Origin of the sequence: Rufibacter ruber (genome assembly GCF_001647275.1) — a bacterium.
GTDB classification, from domain to species: domain Bacteria; phylum Bacteroidota; class Bacteroidia; order Cytophagales; family Hymenobacteraceae; genus Nibribacter; species Nibribacter ruber_C.
This window is the reverse complement of sequence record NZ_LRMM01000015.1, coordinates 24,022-41,065: the sequence shown is the minus strand read 5'-3', so window position 1 is coordinate 41,065 and position 17,044 is coordinate 24,022. Positions and strand designations below refer to the sequence as shown.

The 17,044-nt window shown below is 48.2% G+C and carries 13 protein-coding genes and 1 other RNA gene; 10 read left to right on the top strand and 4 right to left on the bottom strand.

What is annotated here, in order from left to right; translation table 11 throughout:
• Window positions 1-95: 95 nt before the first annotated feature.
• Together A8O25_RS08045 and guaA are read right to left on the bottom strand one after the other, a co-directional pair.
• Window positions 96-1,784 (bottom strand): ABC transporter substrate-binding protein, encoded by a 1,689-nt coding sequence (locus tag A8O25_RS08045; RefSeq protein ID WP_153042648.1) that lies wholly within the window; start codon window positions 1,782-1,784, stop codon window positions 96-98.
• Between the two features lie 27 nt (window positions 1,785-1,811).
• A complete protein-coding gene (gene guaA / locus A8O25_RS08040; protein ID WP_066833303.1) occupies window positions 1,812-3,341 on the bottom strand; it encodes a glutamine-hydrolyzing GMP synthase in 1,530 nt (509 codons plus the stop codon).
• Between the two features lie 468 nt (window positions 3,342-3,809).
• Here guaA and A8O25_RS08035 point away from each other — a divergent pair, with 468 nt between their 5' ends.
• The 6 genes from A8O25_RS08035 (at window position 3,810) to A8O25_RS08005 (ending at window position 8,874) form a co-directional block, all read left to right on the top strand.
• Complete coding sequence (locus tag A8O25_RS08035; RefSeq protein WP_153042647.1) at window positions 3,810-4,466, top strand: hypothetical protein; 657 nt, start codon at window positions 3,810-3,812, stop codon at window positions 4,464-4,466.
• 452 nt (window positions 4,467-4,918) lie between these two features.
• Window positions 4,919-5,018: signal recognition particle sRNA small type (ffs, locus tag A8O25_RS08030), an RNA gene on the top strand.
• A 1,298-nt stretch (window positions 5,019-6,316) separates the two neighbouring features.
• Complete coding sequence (gene fsa / locus A8O25_RS08020) at window positions 6,317-6,973, top strand: fructose-6-phosphate aldolase (RefSeq protein WP_066833286.1); 657 nt, start codon at window positions 6,317-6,319, stop codon at window positions 6,971-6,973.
• Window positions 6,974-7,064: 91 nt separating this feature from the next.
• On the top strand, window positions 7,065-7,268 hold the full coding sequence (locus A8O25_RS08015) for a fructose-6-phosphate aldolase (protein ID WP_066833283.1): 204 nt from the start codon (window positions 7,065-7,067) through the stop codon (window positions 7,266-7,268).
• 3 nt (window positions 7,269-7,271) lie between these two features.
• On the top strand, window positions 7,272-7,985 hold the full coding sequence (locus tag A8O25_RS08010; protein ID WP_066833281.1) for a cell division ATP-binding protein FtsE: 714 nt from the start codon (window positions 7,272-7,274) through the stop codon (window positions 7,983-7,985).
• Window positions 7,975-8,874 carry a glycosyltransferase family 2 protein gene (locus tag A8O25_RS08005; protein WP_066833279.1) on the top strand — a complete coding sequence of 300 codons (900 nt, stop codon included), beginning with the start codon at window positions 7,975-7,977 and terminating at the stop codon, window positions 8,872-8,874. Before A8O25_RS08010 ends, A8O25_RS08005 begins: the two co-directional genes overlap by 11 nt.
• 93 nt (window positions 8,875-8,967) lie before the next feature.
• Here the strand turns inward: A8O25_RS08005 and A8O25_RS08000 are convergent, their stop codons facing one another.
• Window positions 8,968-9,870, bottom strand: coding sequence for a DUF6565 domain-containing protein (locus A8O25_RS08000; RefSeq protein WP_066833276.1), 903 nt, complete (start codon window positions 9,868-9,870; stop codon window positions 8,968-8,970).
• Window positions 9,871-10,074: 204 nt separating this feature from the next.
• Between A8O25_RS08000 and A8O25_RS07995 the strand changes: the two genes are divergently transcribed.
• The 4 genes from A8O25_RS07995 (at window position 10,075) to A8O25_RS07980 (ending at window position 14,347) form a co-directional block, all read left to right on the top strand.
• Window positions 10,075-11,226 (top strand): DegT/DnrJ/EryC1/StrS family aminotransferase, encoded by a 1,152-nt coding sequence (locus tag A8O25_RS07995; protein ID WP_338152738.1) that lies wholly within the window; start codon window positions 10,075-10,077, stop codon window positions 11,224-11,226.
• 79 nt (window positions 11,227-11,305) lie between these two features.
• Entirely contained in the window at window positions 11,306-12,325 is a 1,020-nt protein-coding gene (locus tag A8O25_RS07990) for a Gfo/Idh/MocA family protein (RefSeq protein ID WP_066833272.1), read from the top strand.
• A gap of 23 nt (window positions 12,326-12,348) precedes the next feature.
• A complete protein-coding gene (locus tag A8O25_RS07985) occupies window positions 12,349-13,245 on the top strand; it encodes an FkbM family methyltransferase (protein WP_066833270.1) in 897 nt (298 codons plus the stop codon).
• Window positions 13,246-13,345: 100 nt separating this feature from the next.
• A complete protein-coding gene (locus A8O25_RS07980; protein WP_161947717.1) occupies window positions 13,346-14,347 on the top strand; it encodes a glycosyltransferase family 4 protein in 1,002 nt (333 codons plus the stop codon).
• Between the two features lie 13 nt (window positions 14,348-14,360).
• On the opposite strand, the gene A8O25_RS07975 is transcribed toward A8O25_RS07980, so the two are convergent.
• The gene (locus tag A8O25_RS07975) at window positions 14,361-16,991 is read right to left on the bottom strand and encodes a LamG-like jellyroll fold domain-containing protein (protein ID WP_066833268.1); all 2,631 of its coding nucleotides are present in this window, start codon (window positions 16,989-16,991) and stop codon (window positions 14,361-14,363) included.
• Window positions 16,992-17,044 lie beyond the last annotated feature (53 nt).

Here is a 17,044-nt window from a genome sequence, read left to right as displayed (position 1 = left end):
AGCAACGGGTTCCAAAGCTGGAGGGCAAAAGGGAAAGATTCCTGTCTCTGTTGCCTGGTTTGTTAGAACTCTCTCTTCTCCCAACAGTCATGTGCTTAAAAAACAGGGTTCACTACTAGAAAACGGCCATTCTCCAGTTTCAGGATAGGAAGGTACTGGTTGTCCTGGGTTTGCTTGGCAGAGGCATTGTTCATATACCCCACCCCCTGGTAGAAGACACCCGGCTGCACTCCGCTTAATCTCAAGGGAACTGCGTAGCCGTTCTGCTGCAACTGTTTGCCATAGTACATGAGGAGTTCAAACCCGGAAAAGGTGAAGCTGGAAGGGGGCAGATTGTATCTGGAGCTATAGTTTTTCCTGAACCGCTGCACGGTGGGGTTTTCCAGATCCACGTATTTGGGCGCCAAAAAGTACATCTCCAGGAAATCTAGCTGGGACATACCTATCTGTGGGTGTTCCAGCCAGGCCTGCGGTACCATGACCGGTACTTTAGAAGCGCGCTGCTCCAGGTAGCCAATGGTGCCGGTGGCCACATTCAAGGCATTGGATTTCACTACCAATACCCCAAGATCCTTGAGGTTGGTGGTAGCCAAAGCCCCTGAAATGCCAGAACCCAATTTGGGGTTGAACCGGTGGTACGTGAGTACTTTGCCGCCCAGTGAAATATAGGTGTTTCTGAAGCTGCTGGCAAAAACGGTGTCGTCTTTGTCACTGCCGTAGATAATCACCGCGGTTTTCTTAGGAAACGTCTGGTAGGCAAAAGCAGCAGCCCGTTGCCCCTGCGTGGCCACAGACGTTTCCATCAGGTAAAGGTATGGGTTGCCTTTCAGGATTTCCTGGTCATCTGAAAACGGGTTTACCATGTTGAGGCTGCGCTCCTGGGCAATTTTAGCGGCCAGGGTACTGTTGTTCTTGTAGATAGGCCCCACCACCAGGTCCATGGTCCCTAGTTCAGGCATGGTCATGATCTTTCGCACCTGGGCGGTGTCATTGCGGGTGTCATAAGGGAAAAGGTTGACCCGTATGCCCTGTTTCTGCAGGGAATCCTGGGCGGCGGCCATGCCGGCGTAAAAGTCAGTGACAAACAGGTTTTTCTTATCTACCTGCACCCTGTTCTCCGGCTGGTTGAAGGGGAGGAGCACCGCAATGTTGTACTCGTTCTTCTTGACCGCCTCGGTGCGCTGCAGGTAGCTGCGGTCCAGGTTGAACTTCCGCACCAGGTCTTCCAGCTGACTTCTGTCCTGGGCCGTGTACCAACCGCTGGCCAGTTTATCTGCGTAGGCTTTGGCCAGAGTGGCATCTTCAGAAAACTGACGCATGAGGTACTGGAAGGTTGCCTTGTCAGGGAGCAGCATCATGTAATGCCGCTTGATGTTGGCCACCTCCTCCTGCATTCCCTGTATTGGGGCCAATGCTTTCAAGGCGCGCAGGTATTCCTTCTTCTCAAACAGAACGTGCCCGTGCAGGTACTGCGCATCTGGCAGGCCACCCCAGGCAGGGTGTTCTGCGGTAAGCTGCGTGAGCATTTTATCGGCCTCGGCCCATTTTTTCTGCTTAGCCGCCGCCACACTGTACAAATAGGCCGCATCTGCCGCAAAGGTTTTGCCGGTGGCACTGCTGGTCAGGGGCAACAGCTCTGCCATGGCCAGCTCATACTTCTGCTGGTCTACCAGTACCTTTCCATTTTGCAGACGCGTGTTCAGGTCTGCACTGGACTGGGCCTGCACTTGAAAACCCAGCGAAAGCCCCGCCAGTACCGCAAGAAAACATTGTTTTTTCATCATTTTCAGAAAAGTAAGCCAGAAACGCAATTACTCCCACTCAATGGTAGCCGGTGGTTTAGAGCTGATGTCATAGACTACGCGGTTCACGCCCCGTACCTTATTGATGATCTCGTTGGAGACATCTGCCAGGAACTCATACGGCAAATGGCACCAGTCGGCGGTCATGCCGTCTACGCTGGTCACGGCCCTGAGGGCCACCACGCGCTCATACGTGCGCTCATCGCCCATTACGCCCACGCTCTGGATAGGCAGCAGCATTGCCCCCGCCTGCCAAACCTGGTCATAGAGGCCGCTTTTCTTTAACGAGGAAATGAAGATATGGTCCACCTCCTGCAAAATCGCTACTTTCTCCGGGGTGATGTCGCCCAGGATCCGGATGGCCAGGCCGGGGCCCGGGAACGGATGACGTCCTATGATGGTCTCAGCAATTCCCAGGGTTTTGCCCACCAGCCTCACCTCGTCTTTGAACAAGGTTTTGAGCGGCTCCACCACCTTCAGTTTCATGAAATCTGGTAGTCCGCCCACATTGTGGTGGGATTTAATGGTGGCCGAAGGCCCTTTCACTGACACCGACTCAATCACATCTGGGTAAATAGTGCCCTGGCCCAGCCATTTGGCGTCTTCCACCTGGTGCGACTCCTGGTCAAACACGTCTATGAAAACTTTGCCAATGGCTTTGCGTTTGGCCTCCGGGTCAGTTAAGCCGGCTAACGCCGAATAAAACTGCTCCTTGGCATCAACGCCTTTCACGTTCAAGCCCATGTCTTTGTAAGAGTGGAGCACGTCTTCAAACTCGTTCTTGCGCAACAGGCCGTTGTCAACAAAGATGCAGTACAGGTTTTTGCCAATGGCCTGGTGAATGAGCATGGCCGCCACAGAGGAGTCAACCCCGCCTGAAAGGCCCAGGATCACTTTATCCTCTCCAATCTGCTCCCGCAGCTCAGCCACGGTGCTTTCAATGAACTGGTCTGGGGTCCAGTCCTGGGCGCAGCCGCAGATATGCACCACAAAGTTTCTCAACAGGCGCTTGCCCTCTGTAGAGTGGGTCACCTCTGGGTGGAACTGGATGCCGTAGGTTTCCTGGTTTTTCACCTTATAGGCGGCCACCTGCACAGAGTCAGTGCTGGCAATGATTTCAAAAGAATCCGGAATGTGCTTGATGGTGTCCCCGTGGCTCATCCAGACCTGGGAGTCAATGGTGATTTCCTTGAGCAAACGGCTGTGCTGGTCAACGTGGCTCAGTTTTGCCCTTCCGTATTCTCTAATGGTAGAGGCAATCACTTCGCCGCCGCCTTCCTGTGCCATCAACTGGGCGCCGTAGCAAACCCCTAAAACGGGCAGGTTGCCTAAGAAAGCCGAAAGGTCTGGGTTGGGGTAGTTCTCTTCCCGCACAGAACAAGGGCTGCCGGAGAGGATGACCCCTTTCAGGTCTGAGGTGATTTCCGGGATCTTGTTGAACGGGTGAATTTCACAGTAAACGTTGAGTTCGCGCACGCGACGGGCAATCAGTTGGGTGTACTGGGACCCGAAATCGAGAATGAGAATTTTTTCTGGCATGCGCAAAGGTACACGCAGGAGTTAAAACTTGAAAATGAAATTATAGAAGTGTAGGGGAGAAGAACCCCGGTGCTGTCTAAAGATGAGGGAGGGCAGCCTAATGGTGGGTTTCCCTTAGAAGCTGTTTAGCTTTTTTTGTTCAAAGCACAAGCGAGGCCTGCGCTTGTGCTTTGAGAGGAAGTGAGTTTCTGTTTCCGGGCTGTTTTTGGGAAATTAGGCCAAAAACGCAGGCGCATGCAGGAGCGTGTGCCATGCCAGGGGCAGCGGCGGTGTAAAACGGCAATAAAACGAGTAAACCCTAACCCGCTTCTTAAGGTAGGGGAGGCGGTTCCCAGCATTCGAAATTAATTTAAAGAACGATTCTAAATAGGCACGGCTTTTGTTGGTATCTTGTAACAGAAAACGGGGCTGAGACTTGACGGTCTGGCACCACTTATACCGCCTGCTATCCTTTAGTAACGATATTCTATGTTAAAAACTTTACTCTCTTTGCTCCGCAACGCAAGTACGGTACTACTGGCCGCCACCTTGCTGGCGGCCTGTGAAACTGAAACCTCTGAAGAACCCACTCCGCTGGCCGCCCCGCTTGAAACGCAGTTTGCTTTGGTAGACAGCATGAAAGTCTCTGCTGCGTATCAGTTGGCGTATCCAGATTTCTATGCTTCTATGAACGATAAGACCTACCTGGTGACTTCACAGAACCAGTCTGAGGTATATTATTATGAAGACCAGGAAGGTTTAACCTTGTACGTGAAAGATGCTTCACAGGGGAAAGAGCAGCCGTGGCTTTCTTTCACTTTCAAGAACCGGAGTGTAAAAAACCTACCAGCCCATGTCTCTTTAAAAGATACCGCGGTGGTTTGCGTGGAAGACGGACAACAGTTCAAAGATGGCAGCATGGCTATGTCTCCCGGTTGCACCACGGTGCTGGACGGTTCCATTTCCCTGACGTATGACCAAGACACCCGCGTGTTGAGCGGAGCTGTCACTAACCTGAAATTCGGGATTGGCTACTTTGTGCCGTCTTATGCTTTCCCTAACCATACGGGCCTGTTCCTGAGCACCAGCGGCTCAACCCGTCATGTAAACCTATCATTCAAGAACGCAAAGCTGCGCCAAATGTAGTTGCATTCTCCTTCCCTGTGAAGGGTTGGGCCATCCTGTTTTGGAGCCGTTTTTCAGAAAACAGCTTCAAAACAGTATTATTTTTTTGGAGCAGGTTTTCGTTTTGGTTTACAAGGGGAATGGGGGAGCAAGAGGCTCTTCACTATAGTCTTTAGAGCCGCATAGCAGCGCTAACGTACGAGGCAACCTTGAGGCCGCTTTACTGTGCAAAAACATGCTCTTATATCTTCCCTCACTTATTGGTCTTTCAGATGATATATGGAGAAGGGCCATTGTGGAGGGGGTGATGCGTAAGGAGCATGCGCCACTTCTGGCTTTTTAGTCCCTGTTGCTTTCCCGTTGACCCAGATGCAGTTGTCTTGCCGTTTGCCGTTACTTTTCTGTTTTCGGGCTGTTTTTTGAAAAATAAACGAAAAACAGCTTGCGCTGAAGAAATGGTTGCGTATCTTTGCAACGGCAAATCGGTACGGCCAGCTCCTGCTGAACTCCCCCAGGCCCGGAAGGGAGCAAGGGTAGGTGGTTGAGCGGCGCGATACTCGGTTTGCCGCTTTTTTTTGCCCATACCCCAACAGATGCCACTTCCGGCACTGCCTCCACCTCACACGTTTTATTTTCTGGTTTAGCGCTGTTTTGGGAAAAATAGCCCGTAAACAGCTATTGGCCCAGCCGCTCTTATATCCTCTAGACGCTACGGGGAATTATAAGAATGGCTGATGGTTTGTTGTTGCTAGGTTGGTTGCTGGCACTGGCGCGAGACTCTGGTTTCGTGCATGGCATGGGGCGAGTCTCCAGAGCCGACGGGAACCGCGGGGAGTTTAGCCGTATGTAAAACCCACCCCTACCCCTCCCGAGAGGGGAGTGATCTGGAATGCGTAGGTTGTATGCAATATGCCCCTGCCTCTGAAATGGCCTCGTCTGTCCGGGATTTGCCATCCCGGACACAGTGCCTGCGGATTTGTAATCCGCGGCGCCTGCAGATCAAACGTGCTGCCACGGGGATTGCAAATCACCGTGTACTAGCTTCCGGATTGCAAATCCGGAAGAGCGCGATGCTAGGCAGGGCTCAACGATATGTGCCGACATGGGGATTGATCTGGCATGCGTGTCCTCCTGTGTAAACATCCCCCTTCGCCCCCTTCAAGGGGGAGTATCAGGTATGCGTGGCAGACAAGGCGGTGCCTGGTCTCTACCATTCTACGAAACGTCTGAACCAGACCTATAGCAATCAGCAATAGACAATCAACCATACCCCTGGCTGATGTGCGCAGCACGGGCTCGCCATAGGCTAGCGGAACAGCAACCATTACCTACTGAAGCAGACATAACAGCACAAGCAGTAACAGGAGAGGAACCGAAACCAGTTCTGGGGGTGAGCGCCTGTTACTACGGTGCCGCTCCAGCGGCAAGGCCGGAGGGCCTAGTTTTAACAGCAGTGCTCACCGCCAGGACGGGGCCCCGCGGCCGTGAGCACTTACCGGAGACAATGCAACAGCAATGGGATTTCGCACCGGAGCAAACGGGAGAGCCAAGGGAACAGCAGTCCACGTATTCCTAAAACAACAGCACTGCATCCAACTGCCGCTGCCAAGGAATCAGCAGACTACGCTCCACATTCTAACTCCAGCAACAGGGGCTTTGAAAAAAGTGTATCACTTAGGCACTACCGCACCAACCGCTACCGCCAGGGGAACTGCATATCACGCACCACTGCTGCCACGGTAATTGCTCCAGCATCTAATCAACCAAATACCCTTCCTTTATTTCTGTAAAAGCCATGAGAAAATACTTCCCTTGTCAGTTCGCTTTTAAAAATGCTTTAAAGTAGATTTGTGTTTCAAAACCCATCTGCTATGAAATTTTTCATTGACACCGCAAACCTGAATGAAATCCGTGAAGCCTATGACCTTGGCGTACTGGACGGCGTGACTACCAATCCGTCATTGATGGCCAAAGAAGGCATTGTTGGCTATGATAATGTGATGAAGCACTACAAAGCCATTTGCGAAATTGTAGACGGTGACATCAGTGCGGAGGTGATTGCCACAGATTTTGAGACCATGGTGAAAGAGGGGGAGGAGCTGGCGCAACTGCACCCCAATATTGTGGTGAAAGTGCCCATGACCAAAGACGGTGTAAAAGCCATCAAGTATTTCACAGACAAAGGCATTAAAACCAACTGTACCCTCGTTTTCTCAGCCGGACAGGCATTGCTGGCCGCCAAAGCCGGTGCTACCTATGTGTCTCCGTTTGTGGGCCGTTTAGATGACATCTCTACAGACGGGTTGAACCTGATTGAGCAGATTGTGCAGATTTATCAGAACTACGGATACCCCACAGAGGTGTTGGCGGCTTCCGTTCGGCACGTGATGCACCTGGTGCAGTGTGCTGAGATTGGCGCTGATGTGGTGACCTGCCCGTTGAATGTGATCACCGGTTTGCTGAACCACCCGTTGACCGACATTGGTCTGGCTAAATTCCTGGCAGACCATAAAAAAGCAAACGGGTAAATAAATTAAGAATTTAGAATTAGGAATTAAGAATTGGAAGGTGTTTTCGTGCATTTCTAATTCTTAATTCCTAATCCCTAATTAAAAAAAGGTGTACATCATCAAAGTAAAAGGCAAGGCCAAGATTCCAGATTATATTCAGCTGCGCGATGAGAACTTCGTGCTGATTGCGTATTTCCGGGCTGACCGGCCTTTGAAAAACATTGACCGATACGGCCTGGCAGGCAAGGAAGAAGCCTTGGCTGCCGTGATAGAAGGCCTGGAGTTCGGGAAATTACAGAAACTGGAAATATAACCTATGGCAGATTTCTCCTCTAACCCGGTGGTGGTCTTAAACAGAGTCTCTATTTTTCAAGATGTGAACACCATCTTGAGCGAGGTGAGCTTTGCCATTGAGAAAGGGGAGTTTGTGTACCTGGTAGGCAGAACCGGAAGCGGGAAAAGCTCCTTGCTTAAAACCCTGTACGCTGATCTTCCACTGAAAGTGGGCACCGCCCAGGTGGCCGGGTTTAACATTCACAGCGTCACCTGGAAGCAGGTTCCATTTCTGCGTCGCAAGATTGGGATTGTCTTTCAAGATTTCCAGCTGCTGTTTGACCGCAGTGTGGCAGACAACCTCAAGTTTGTGTTGAAAGCAACCGGCTGGAGCGACAAGTCTAAAATCAAAAACCGGATTTCAGAGGTGCTCATGCGGGTGGGCCTGGACTCTGCGGCCAATAAAATGCCCCACCAGCTTTCCGGGGGGGAGCAGCAGCGGGTAGTGATTGCCCGCGCCCTGCTCAATGAACCGCTCATTCTGTTTGCAGATGAGCCCACCGGCAACCTGGACCCCGAGGTGACTGACAGTATCTTGCGCCTGTTTCAGGAGATCAACAACAGCGGGACGGCTATACTCATGGCTACCCACAACCACCAGACCTTGCAACGGTACCCGCGCCGCATCTTGAAGTGTGAACGGGGCAGGGTACTTGATTCTGCCCGCGAAGAATTCTCGCTGGTAGATGGTATCTGAGCTTTCTGTTCTCATTCCCGTTTATAACCAGCCGGTTATTGCACTGGTTGAGGCGCTGCTGCAGCAGGCAAGGTCTCTTACCATTCCCTTTGAGGTGAGGGTTTATGATGACGGCTCTAACCAGGAAATTAAAAAACAGAACCGGGCGTGCCGCAACTTGCCGGAGGTAACTTACCTGGAACTGCCCCAAAACGTAGGCCGGTCCCAGATCAGGTACCAACTGGCCACAGAGGCCGCTTTCCACACGCTGCTTTTCCTGGACAATGATGTCTTACCGGCCTCCCTGTTTTTCCTTCAAAAGTACGTGCAGCAAGGGCAGGCGCCCGTGGTAGCGGGCGGGGTTACGTATGCAGATACCTATCCGGCAGAGGCGGTTCTCCGGTGGAAATATGGGAGGGCAAGAGAGCAGGCCACCAGTGCGGAGCGGCAGAAGAACCCTTACCAGCGCCTGTTCTTCAGTAACATGCTCGTTTCTAAAACGCTGTTCCTGGAGAACTTTCTGGCGGCGCAGGTGCAGGGGTATGGGCATGAAGACACGCTCTTTGCCTGGCGGCTGCAGGAAAAAGGCCTGCCGGTACAGCATCTGGAGAACCCGGTGGTGCACCTGGGGCTTGAACCTGGCCCGCTTTTCCTTCTTAAGGCAGACCAGGCGGTGTACAACCTGGCGCGGTTGCACCGGCAGCTGCAGTTGGGCAAAGACAGCCGGTTGTTTCAGGTGTATTGTAAGGCGAAGAAATGGGGGGCTGTGCCACTGCTCCAGCAGAGCAATACCTGGTTGCTTCCCATGCTTAAGCAGCAACTCCTAAGCCAGAACCCCCGCCTGTGGTGTTTTGACCTGTACCGGCTGCTCTTGCTAACCCGTTACCTGCAGAAACAAAACCTGTTTTAGGGCTGTTTTTCTGAAAACAGCCCTAAAACAGGCACAAAAAAGCCCTGCCAAAGCGGCAGGGCTTTTTACGTTTCTACAAGAAGAAACCAAAGATTAATTATCATCGCCGTCAAAAGCGTCTTCTACTTTATTGGCACCTTTCTTCACGGTGTTGCCTACGGCTTTCCCGGCTTTTTTTGCACCAGAGCCAACGGCTTGCCCGGCGTCTTTCACGTTCTCGCCCACTTTGCTGTTAGAAACATCTTTACCGGTTTCTTTCAGGCTGGAGCCCACATTGCTGGCGGTATTACCGGCTTTACTGGCATTCTTCATGGCAATGTACTTGGTTTTCGCCTTGGCGATTTCCCACTTGTCTTTGTCACTCAGTTCGCTCTGGATGGCGTTTTTACGGTCATCCAGTTTGTTCCAGTACATTTCAACAGTTTTCCAGTCGTCATTGCTGTAGTTTGACTTGTTGCTTTCTACATGTGACACAAACGACTCATACGCTTCCCTGATGTCACGGGCGGTATAAGACGGGATCTTTTCTGTGTTCATAGAAGACATGTCAACCTCTGAACTCATACCGGCGCTACGGTTGGTTGAGCTGGCACTGGTGCTTTGGTTGTTGTTCATCCAGGCGCTGTACTGGCCTTCCCGCTGCTGCCACGCATTTTGGTAGCGGCTGCGGTACTCGGCGTATTCTGCTTTCTGGTTTTCATCAAGGGTGCTTTCAAACCCTGAAACCGCGTACTCCAGGGAGTCATACCGCTGGCGGTCTCTGGTCATGCGAGAATCCCAGTCAGTCTCGGTGCTGTCCCAGCCGCCGTTTACGTCAGACTCATACGTAGTGACATAACTCTTGTAATCATTATAGGCCTGGTCACTGGTGCCAGAAGCCTCTGTGTTGGTGGCAGTAGTGCGGTCAGTGCTGTTACACGCCACTTGCGTGAAACCCATGGTCAGAACCGCCCCATAGATAAAAATATGTTTTTTAAAGAAATTTGGCTTTTTCATAGTTGTGTGGTTTTGCCTTTTATTCAAAGTTCAATATGGGTTATTTAACGGGGTGCTGTAACTGAGGTTGCATTTTGCATTATATATTGGTGGTTCTGGTTTTTTAATTGAATATTATAAAGATAGTATTGGTATAGGTTGATTGCTTGTCTGTTGAATTATAGTGACTGCCGGTAAAGAGATTACCAGCAACAGTTCCTATATTTGCCTGTTATATTTGTGTGCATGAACCAACTGCAGATGGTAGACCTGAAAGGTCAGTACCAACGCCTTAAACCTCAGATTGACGCAGCCATGCAGGCTGTGGTAGACAGTACAGCTTTTATCAACGGCCCACAGGTAAAGGAATTCTCCCAGCACCTGGCCCAGTACCTGCAGGCCAACCATGTCATTCCCTGCGCCAACGGTACAGATGCCCTCCAGATTGCGCTCATGGCGCTGGATCTTCCCGCCGGGGGCGAGGTAATTGTGCCTGCCTTCAATTATGTGGCTACCGCCGAAGTGATTGCGCTCCTGGGGCTCAAGCCGGTTTTTGTAGATGTTCTGCCAGATACGTTCTGCCTGGACCCAGACCGCGTAAGAGCCGCCATCACAGATAAAACAGTGGCCATTATGCCGGTGCACCTGTTCGGGCAATGTGCCCTTATGGAGGAAATCATGGATCTGGCCATTGCGCAGGAACTGTTTGTGATTGAAGACAATGCCCAGGCCATTGGGGCAGAATACATAGACGCAGAGGGGGGCACCTCGTTTGCAGGCACTATTGGGCATGTGGGCACCACGTCTTTCTTTCCGTCAAAGAACCTGGGGTGCATGGGAGACGGCGGTGCTATTTTCACCCAGGACGAGGAGCTGGCAGTAGTGCTTCAGCAGATTGCCAACCATGGGCAGCACAAGAAATACCATTACTCCAGGGTAGGGGTGAACTCCAGGTTAGATACTCTGCAGGCCGCCCTGCTAGATGTAAAACTGCAGCACCTGGATGATTTTATTCAGCGCCGGCAGAAAGCAGCCATGAATTATGATTCGGCGTTTGCCGAAGTGGAGGGCATCAAAATCCCAACCCTGGCCCCTTACAGCTCGCACGTGTTCCACCAGTACACCGTGCAGGTCTCTGCCGGGAAGCGTGACGCCTTAAAGGCCCACCTGCAGGAGCAGGGCATCCCCAGCATGGTGTATTATCCGGTGCCGCTGCACCTCCACGACGCCTATGCCTACCTGGGCTACCAAGCGGGAGACTTCCCGGTGGCGGAAGGCCTCTGCCATACTGTACTTTCCCTGCCCATGCACACAGAACTTACCCAGGAACAACAGCAATACATTGCCAACGCAGTAATAGAGTTTCTGCGGAAATAGAGCAACAAAATAGAGTTAAGATTTCCTGTTTTCGGGCTACTTTTCTGAAAACAGGCCAAAAACGCACAACAGGCAGTTCATGTCAGAGAAAATAACTTTTGCGGTCATAGGGGCCGGCCATATTGGCAAACGCCACGCCACCATGGTACAGCGCCATCCGGAAGGGGAGCTGATAGCCATGGTAGATTCAGACCCCGCCCGTAGAGCGGAAGTGGAGGACTATGGCGTTCCTTTCTTCCTGAGCATGGAAGAATACCTGGCTTCCGGCCCCAAGGCCGATGTCATCTGCGTGTGCACCCCTAACGGCTATCATGCTGAGCAGGCCATGCTGGCGCTGGAGAACGGGAGCCATGTGGTCTGTGAAAAACCCATGGCCCTCAGTAAAGCAGACTGTGAGCGCATCATCTATAAATCACTGCAGACTTCTAAACTGGTGTTTTGTGTCATGCAGAACCGCTACAGTCCGCCGTCTTTGTGGTTAAAGGAGATGATTTCTGAGAAGCGGCTGGGGCAGATTTTCATGGTGCAGATCAATTGCTACTGGAACCGGGATGAACGCTACTACAAAGCCGGTACCTGGAAAGGAAACCAGGCGCTGGATGGAGGCACCTTGTTCACCCAGTTCAGCCATTTTATTGATATCATGTACTGGCTCTTCGGGGATATCAAAAATATAACAGGCCGGTTCATGGACTTCAACCACGCCACGCTCACAGATTTTGAAGACAGCGGCCTGATACAGTTTGAGTTTATGAACGGCGGAAACGGGTGCCTGAACTACAGCACTGCCGTTTGGGATACCAACCTGGAGAGCAGCATGACCATTATTGGCGAGAAAGGCAGTATCAAAGTGGGTGGCCAGTACATGAACGAGGTGGAATATTGCCACGTGCAGGGCTACACCATGCCTGAGCTGCCGCCCAGCAGCCCGGCCAATGACTACGGCCACTACAAAGGGAGTGCCGCCAACCACCACTTCATTTTTGAGAACGTGATTGACACGCTCAAGGGCAAGACCTTTGCCACTACCAATGCGCTGGAAGGACTGAAGGTGGTGGAGATCATTGAGCGAATTTATGAACTGAAGAACAAAGCGTAAGCCAGCATTATCTCTGCCCCACCATGAACTTAACCCCTCTTTATAAAGTGGTTTACCAACCACAGGTGAATTACTTCCTCCGGAATGTAAACAAGCTGCTTTTCCCCAAATTTAAGCTACCGGTTTCTGGCATCTTAGATATCACGCTTAAAAATGGGGAGAAGATAAAGCTTGAAACGAACCAGACAGATTATGTAGGTTACCTGATCTTCTGGAACGGGGTTTATTCCTATGAATACCTGGGGATCTTTGAAGAGATCATCCAAAACTGTAAAGGGTTTGTTGATATAGGCGCCAATGCCGGGCTTTTCTCTTTGGTAGCTGCCACTGTCAATCCAACTATCAACGTGCTGGCTTTTGACCCTTCTAACGCCTCTCATCATTTCCTGAACAGAAATGTACAGTTGAACGGGTTGAACAGCCGGGTAAAGACTTTTAAATCTGCTCTCTCAGATCAGGTGGGCGAACTGGAATTCTTTGAGGTGAAAAGTGAGAAGTACGGTTACCTCCAGTACAACCTAGGTGGTTCTTCCAGCCTTTTTGTGAAGCCAAGGCAATTTTCAAAGTATAGTGTGCACAGCTATACCCTGGACGCGCTTCTGCAGGAGCCGGGCCAGTCTGACCTGCAGGTAGACTTTGTGAAGATTGATGCCGAAGGAGCCGAACCCAGTATCATCAAAGGGATGGATGCTACCATCAGAAAACATAAGCCCATCATTGTCTGCGAAATCCTCTTTGGACTCATAGAAAATGAACTGGAAGAGGCCATGAAGCAGTATGGCTACGGCTTTTACCTGCATCTGAATGACGGCTTGGTGCACGTCTCAACCTTGGCCCGCGAAAATGACAACGGAGCAAAGAACTGTTTCTTTGTACATCCAGAGAAATTGTCCCTGATTGAAAAATATATCCTTCGGTAACGGGTACAACTGAATCAACCGCAACATGCAGAACAGGAGGCCGGTCCTTTTATATTTTTATCCTGCGCTTTCTTCCTTTGTAATAAAGGATCTTGCGTTAATGGAGCAGGAATACGAGGTGAGGCATAAAGGGTTTCTTCCTAAGAAGAAATGGCAGACACCTTTCGTGTGGCTTCAACAGGCTCTCTTTTTGATGAAGCAAATATGGCAAGCCAAAATTATAGTTTGCATGTTCTCTGGTTACCATTCCTTTCTACCTGCCCTTTTAGGAAAATTATTTAATAGGCCCTGTTTGATTGTAGCGGGAGGAACAGATTGCGTGTCGTTTCCTAGTATCGGGTATGGATGCTTTGCCAAACCTCTCCTTTCTAAATTTACCCGTTGGTCTTACCAGATGGCCGCACACATTTCCCCAGTACATGAAAAGCTAGTATGGCAGGAGTATAAATACCAGCCAGATGATTATCCATATCAAGGTTTCAAATACCATTGCCCAGATTTAAAGACTCCTTATACAGTTATTTATAACGGGTATAATGCTGATTTTTGGAAACCTATAGAGACTATAATAAGAAAGCCCCTATCATTTTTGACAGTTTGTGCTGGTTTGGATATGCAATTCACCCAGCGGTTAAAAGGTGTAGATTTGATTTTAGAAGTTGCTTCTCAATTACCTGATGCATCATTTACTATAGTAGGAGCGCCTACTGGTTTCAAGTTCCGTGATAAACCAGAAAACGTGCAAGTGTTACCAAAGATCCCTATAAGTAATTTAAAAGAGGTGTATAGTGCTCATGAATTCTATTTGCAGCTTTCAATGTCAGAAGGATTCCCCAATGCCCTAAGTGAAAGCATGCTTTGTGGCTGTATACCAGTAGTGAGTAAGGTTGGCGGGATGCCTGAAATAATTGGTAAATGTGGTTTCATCTTGGAGAAGCGTGATGTGAATCAATTACGGGAAGTACTCCTGAATGCTATTACATCAGATTACAAGTTGTTAGGTAATCTTGCCAGAGATGTTGTTGCCTCTAATTTTACTGAAGAAGCAAGAGAAGAAAAGCTTTTTAACCTGTTAAAAGCATTGAATAAGATTAAAAATTAATATTAGCTTCTTTTCAGCGTATCAATTCCACCCATCCTTTAAAAGCTTTATGAGTATTTAAATTTACTAAGTGATAATAGTAAGTTCCTTCAGGAAGAGATGTCCCATCCCAATTATTTTTGTAATCATTCATATATAAAAGTCTCTTTCCCCACCTATCATAAATAGTAAGCTCCCATTTATCAGACATAGTAAGACCATGGATGTAAAACTGATCGTTTAAGGCATCACCATTAGGGGTAATAATATTGGGAATGAAAATTCCTTCCTTACAATCTTTGAATGTAACAGTGATAGCATCACCCTCTCCACATTGCTCCAGAGAAGCAATAACTTTGTAAATTCCGGGCTTAGATACCTTGTATAGCGGTTCAGTGGAGCCATCTTGCCACATATATGTGACTCCGGGAAGGATTTGACCAATTGCAAGTGTTTCCCCATAACATAATGTTGTATCCTTCCCTAGTTCAATGGCTGGTGGTGTAAGATAAAATATTTGTATTTCATCTCGTAAAGTACAGTTCAATTCATTAGTTACCTCAACCCAATAAACACCTTCCTTGGATACTGTAAATGTAGCAGCTGTTGAGCCATCTTGCCAACGATAACTTGCATTTGGTATTGTAACATCTAAAGATAAGGTTTGTCCAATACATAGGGTGGTATCTTTCCCTAAATTTACATATGGTAGAGGCTCAAATCTTATAAAGATGTCATCACTTGAAGTACAACCATTCATAGAAACTTCTTGTGTGTAAAGCCCTGTCTTATTTACTGCTAATTTTGCATTGCTGGAACCATCCTGCCATTTATAGGAAGCACCATTATATGTTTGACCAATAATCACTGTATCCCCTTCACATACTATTTGGTCTGTTCCCAAATTAACTATAGGAATTGGTTTAAAAGTTATCTCGACAGCATCAGATGTGGAGCATCCGTTTTCATTGGTGACAGTAACTTGATATATTCCAGATTTAGAAACAAGATAGGTAGGGCTGGTAGAACCATCCTGCCAACGGTAAGTAGCATTGGGAAAGGAGGCGTCTAACTGTACTATTTCTCCTGTACAGACCGCTTTATCAACCCCTAAATTGACAGAAGGTACAGGTAATTGGGTGACTACTATTTCATCCCTTTCTGTACAGTTTCCTAAAGTAGCCTCTACCCAATATACCCCAGGCTGTTGTACCGTTAAGGAAGAATTACTAGAGCCATCAGACCATTTCCACTTAACCCCATTAGGTGCCGAAGGTTTTAGTGTTACAGATGATCCTGTACATAATGCTACATCATTGCCTAACATAACTGTAAATGAAGGAGTATAAGTAACAGCTATTTCATCTTTAATAGTACAGTTTCCTCTAGTGGCTTCTACCCAATAGTTCCCAGCAGAGTAGACTGTCATTGATGGACCAATTGAGCCGTCAGACCATTTTAAAGTAGTTCCAGGAAGAGTAGCTGGTTGGAGTAAAAGCGTCTGTCCAGAACATAGAGAGGTGTCGCGGCCAAGGTGAGGTGTTACACTCTTGGTAAAGTCAATGATTTTAGTAATGGTAAACTCTTCCCCGTTTTTATAAACATTTAGTGTGACACGGTTGATTCCTTCATTAAGAAATTGAACTGTTTCTTTGTGCTTATTATACACCAACAAACCTTCATATTTCCAGTGAAATTGATCATAAGGAAAACTAATATTGGTCTGAAGTAAATAGGTATTAGTTAAACAGTCAAACGTGTAGGTGAAATCAGGTACAGGACAAGCCGTAACTGTAATTGAACCAAAATATCTGTTCCCATTGCTCTCAACTGCACTTAAACTATAAGTCCCTGGTTTATTGATTAATAATGTAGATCCTGTAGAACCATTGCTCCACGAGTAACTGTCAAATCCAGGAATGGATATAGAGGATGTCTGTCCTGCTTTTAAACAAAAATCTTTGCCTAGATTTAAAGGCATGGGATTGATAAAAGGAGCTTTAATTTCTTCCTTAGTGAATTCTCTATTATAAATCTTTACATCATCTATTTTACCGTTAAAATAGATACTTGTAGTATTGCCTTGTCTATGAGAACCCAAAAAGGTTTTATTTTCACCAGTGTTTGATTTTGGAAAGCCAGTTATTTTTCTGCTTTTTAACTTAGTTCCATTGATATAAAAATGAGTAGAGTCTGAATTGACTGTAATGATAAAATTGTACCAGGCATTAGGCATAATAAGTGCCGTGTCTCTTGAAGATGTTATATGGGTAGATATGGTAGGTTTTCCACTTATAGTTTTTATAACTATAGCTGTAATGCCGTAGTTAAGATTAGGATTATCAGAGACATATACAACCCTGGAATTAGAATCTATGGTTTGCGCATTGAACCAGAAGCTTATGGTTTTAGGTAAAAGGTCAAAACTGTTAGGTATGATTATATTATCATTGATCCCATCAAAGTAATAGGCACTGTTGGGGTTGTTAAACCTGTCTGTAGTCAGAACGGCCCCATTCACAAAACCATGATAGCCATGTCCACTGACATCATTTGCGTTACCATCAAGAGGATAGTGAGCAATTAGTTTGTCTGTAAACGTTTGAGAATAAGCTGTATAATTTAAGAAAATAAAGAAAACGAGGAAATGATAAATATATTTCACAATAATTTATTTGTATACTTTTATGTTTTTAGGAAGCTGAAGATAAATAAAAA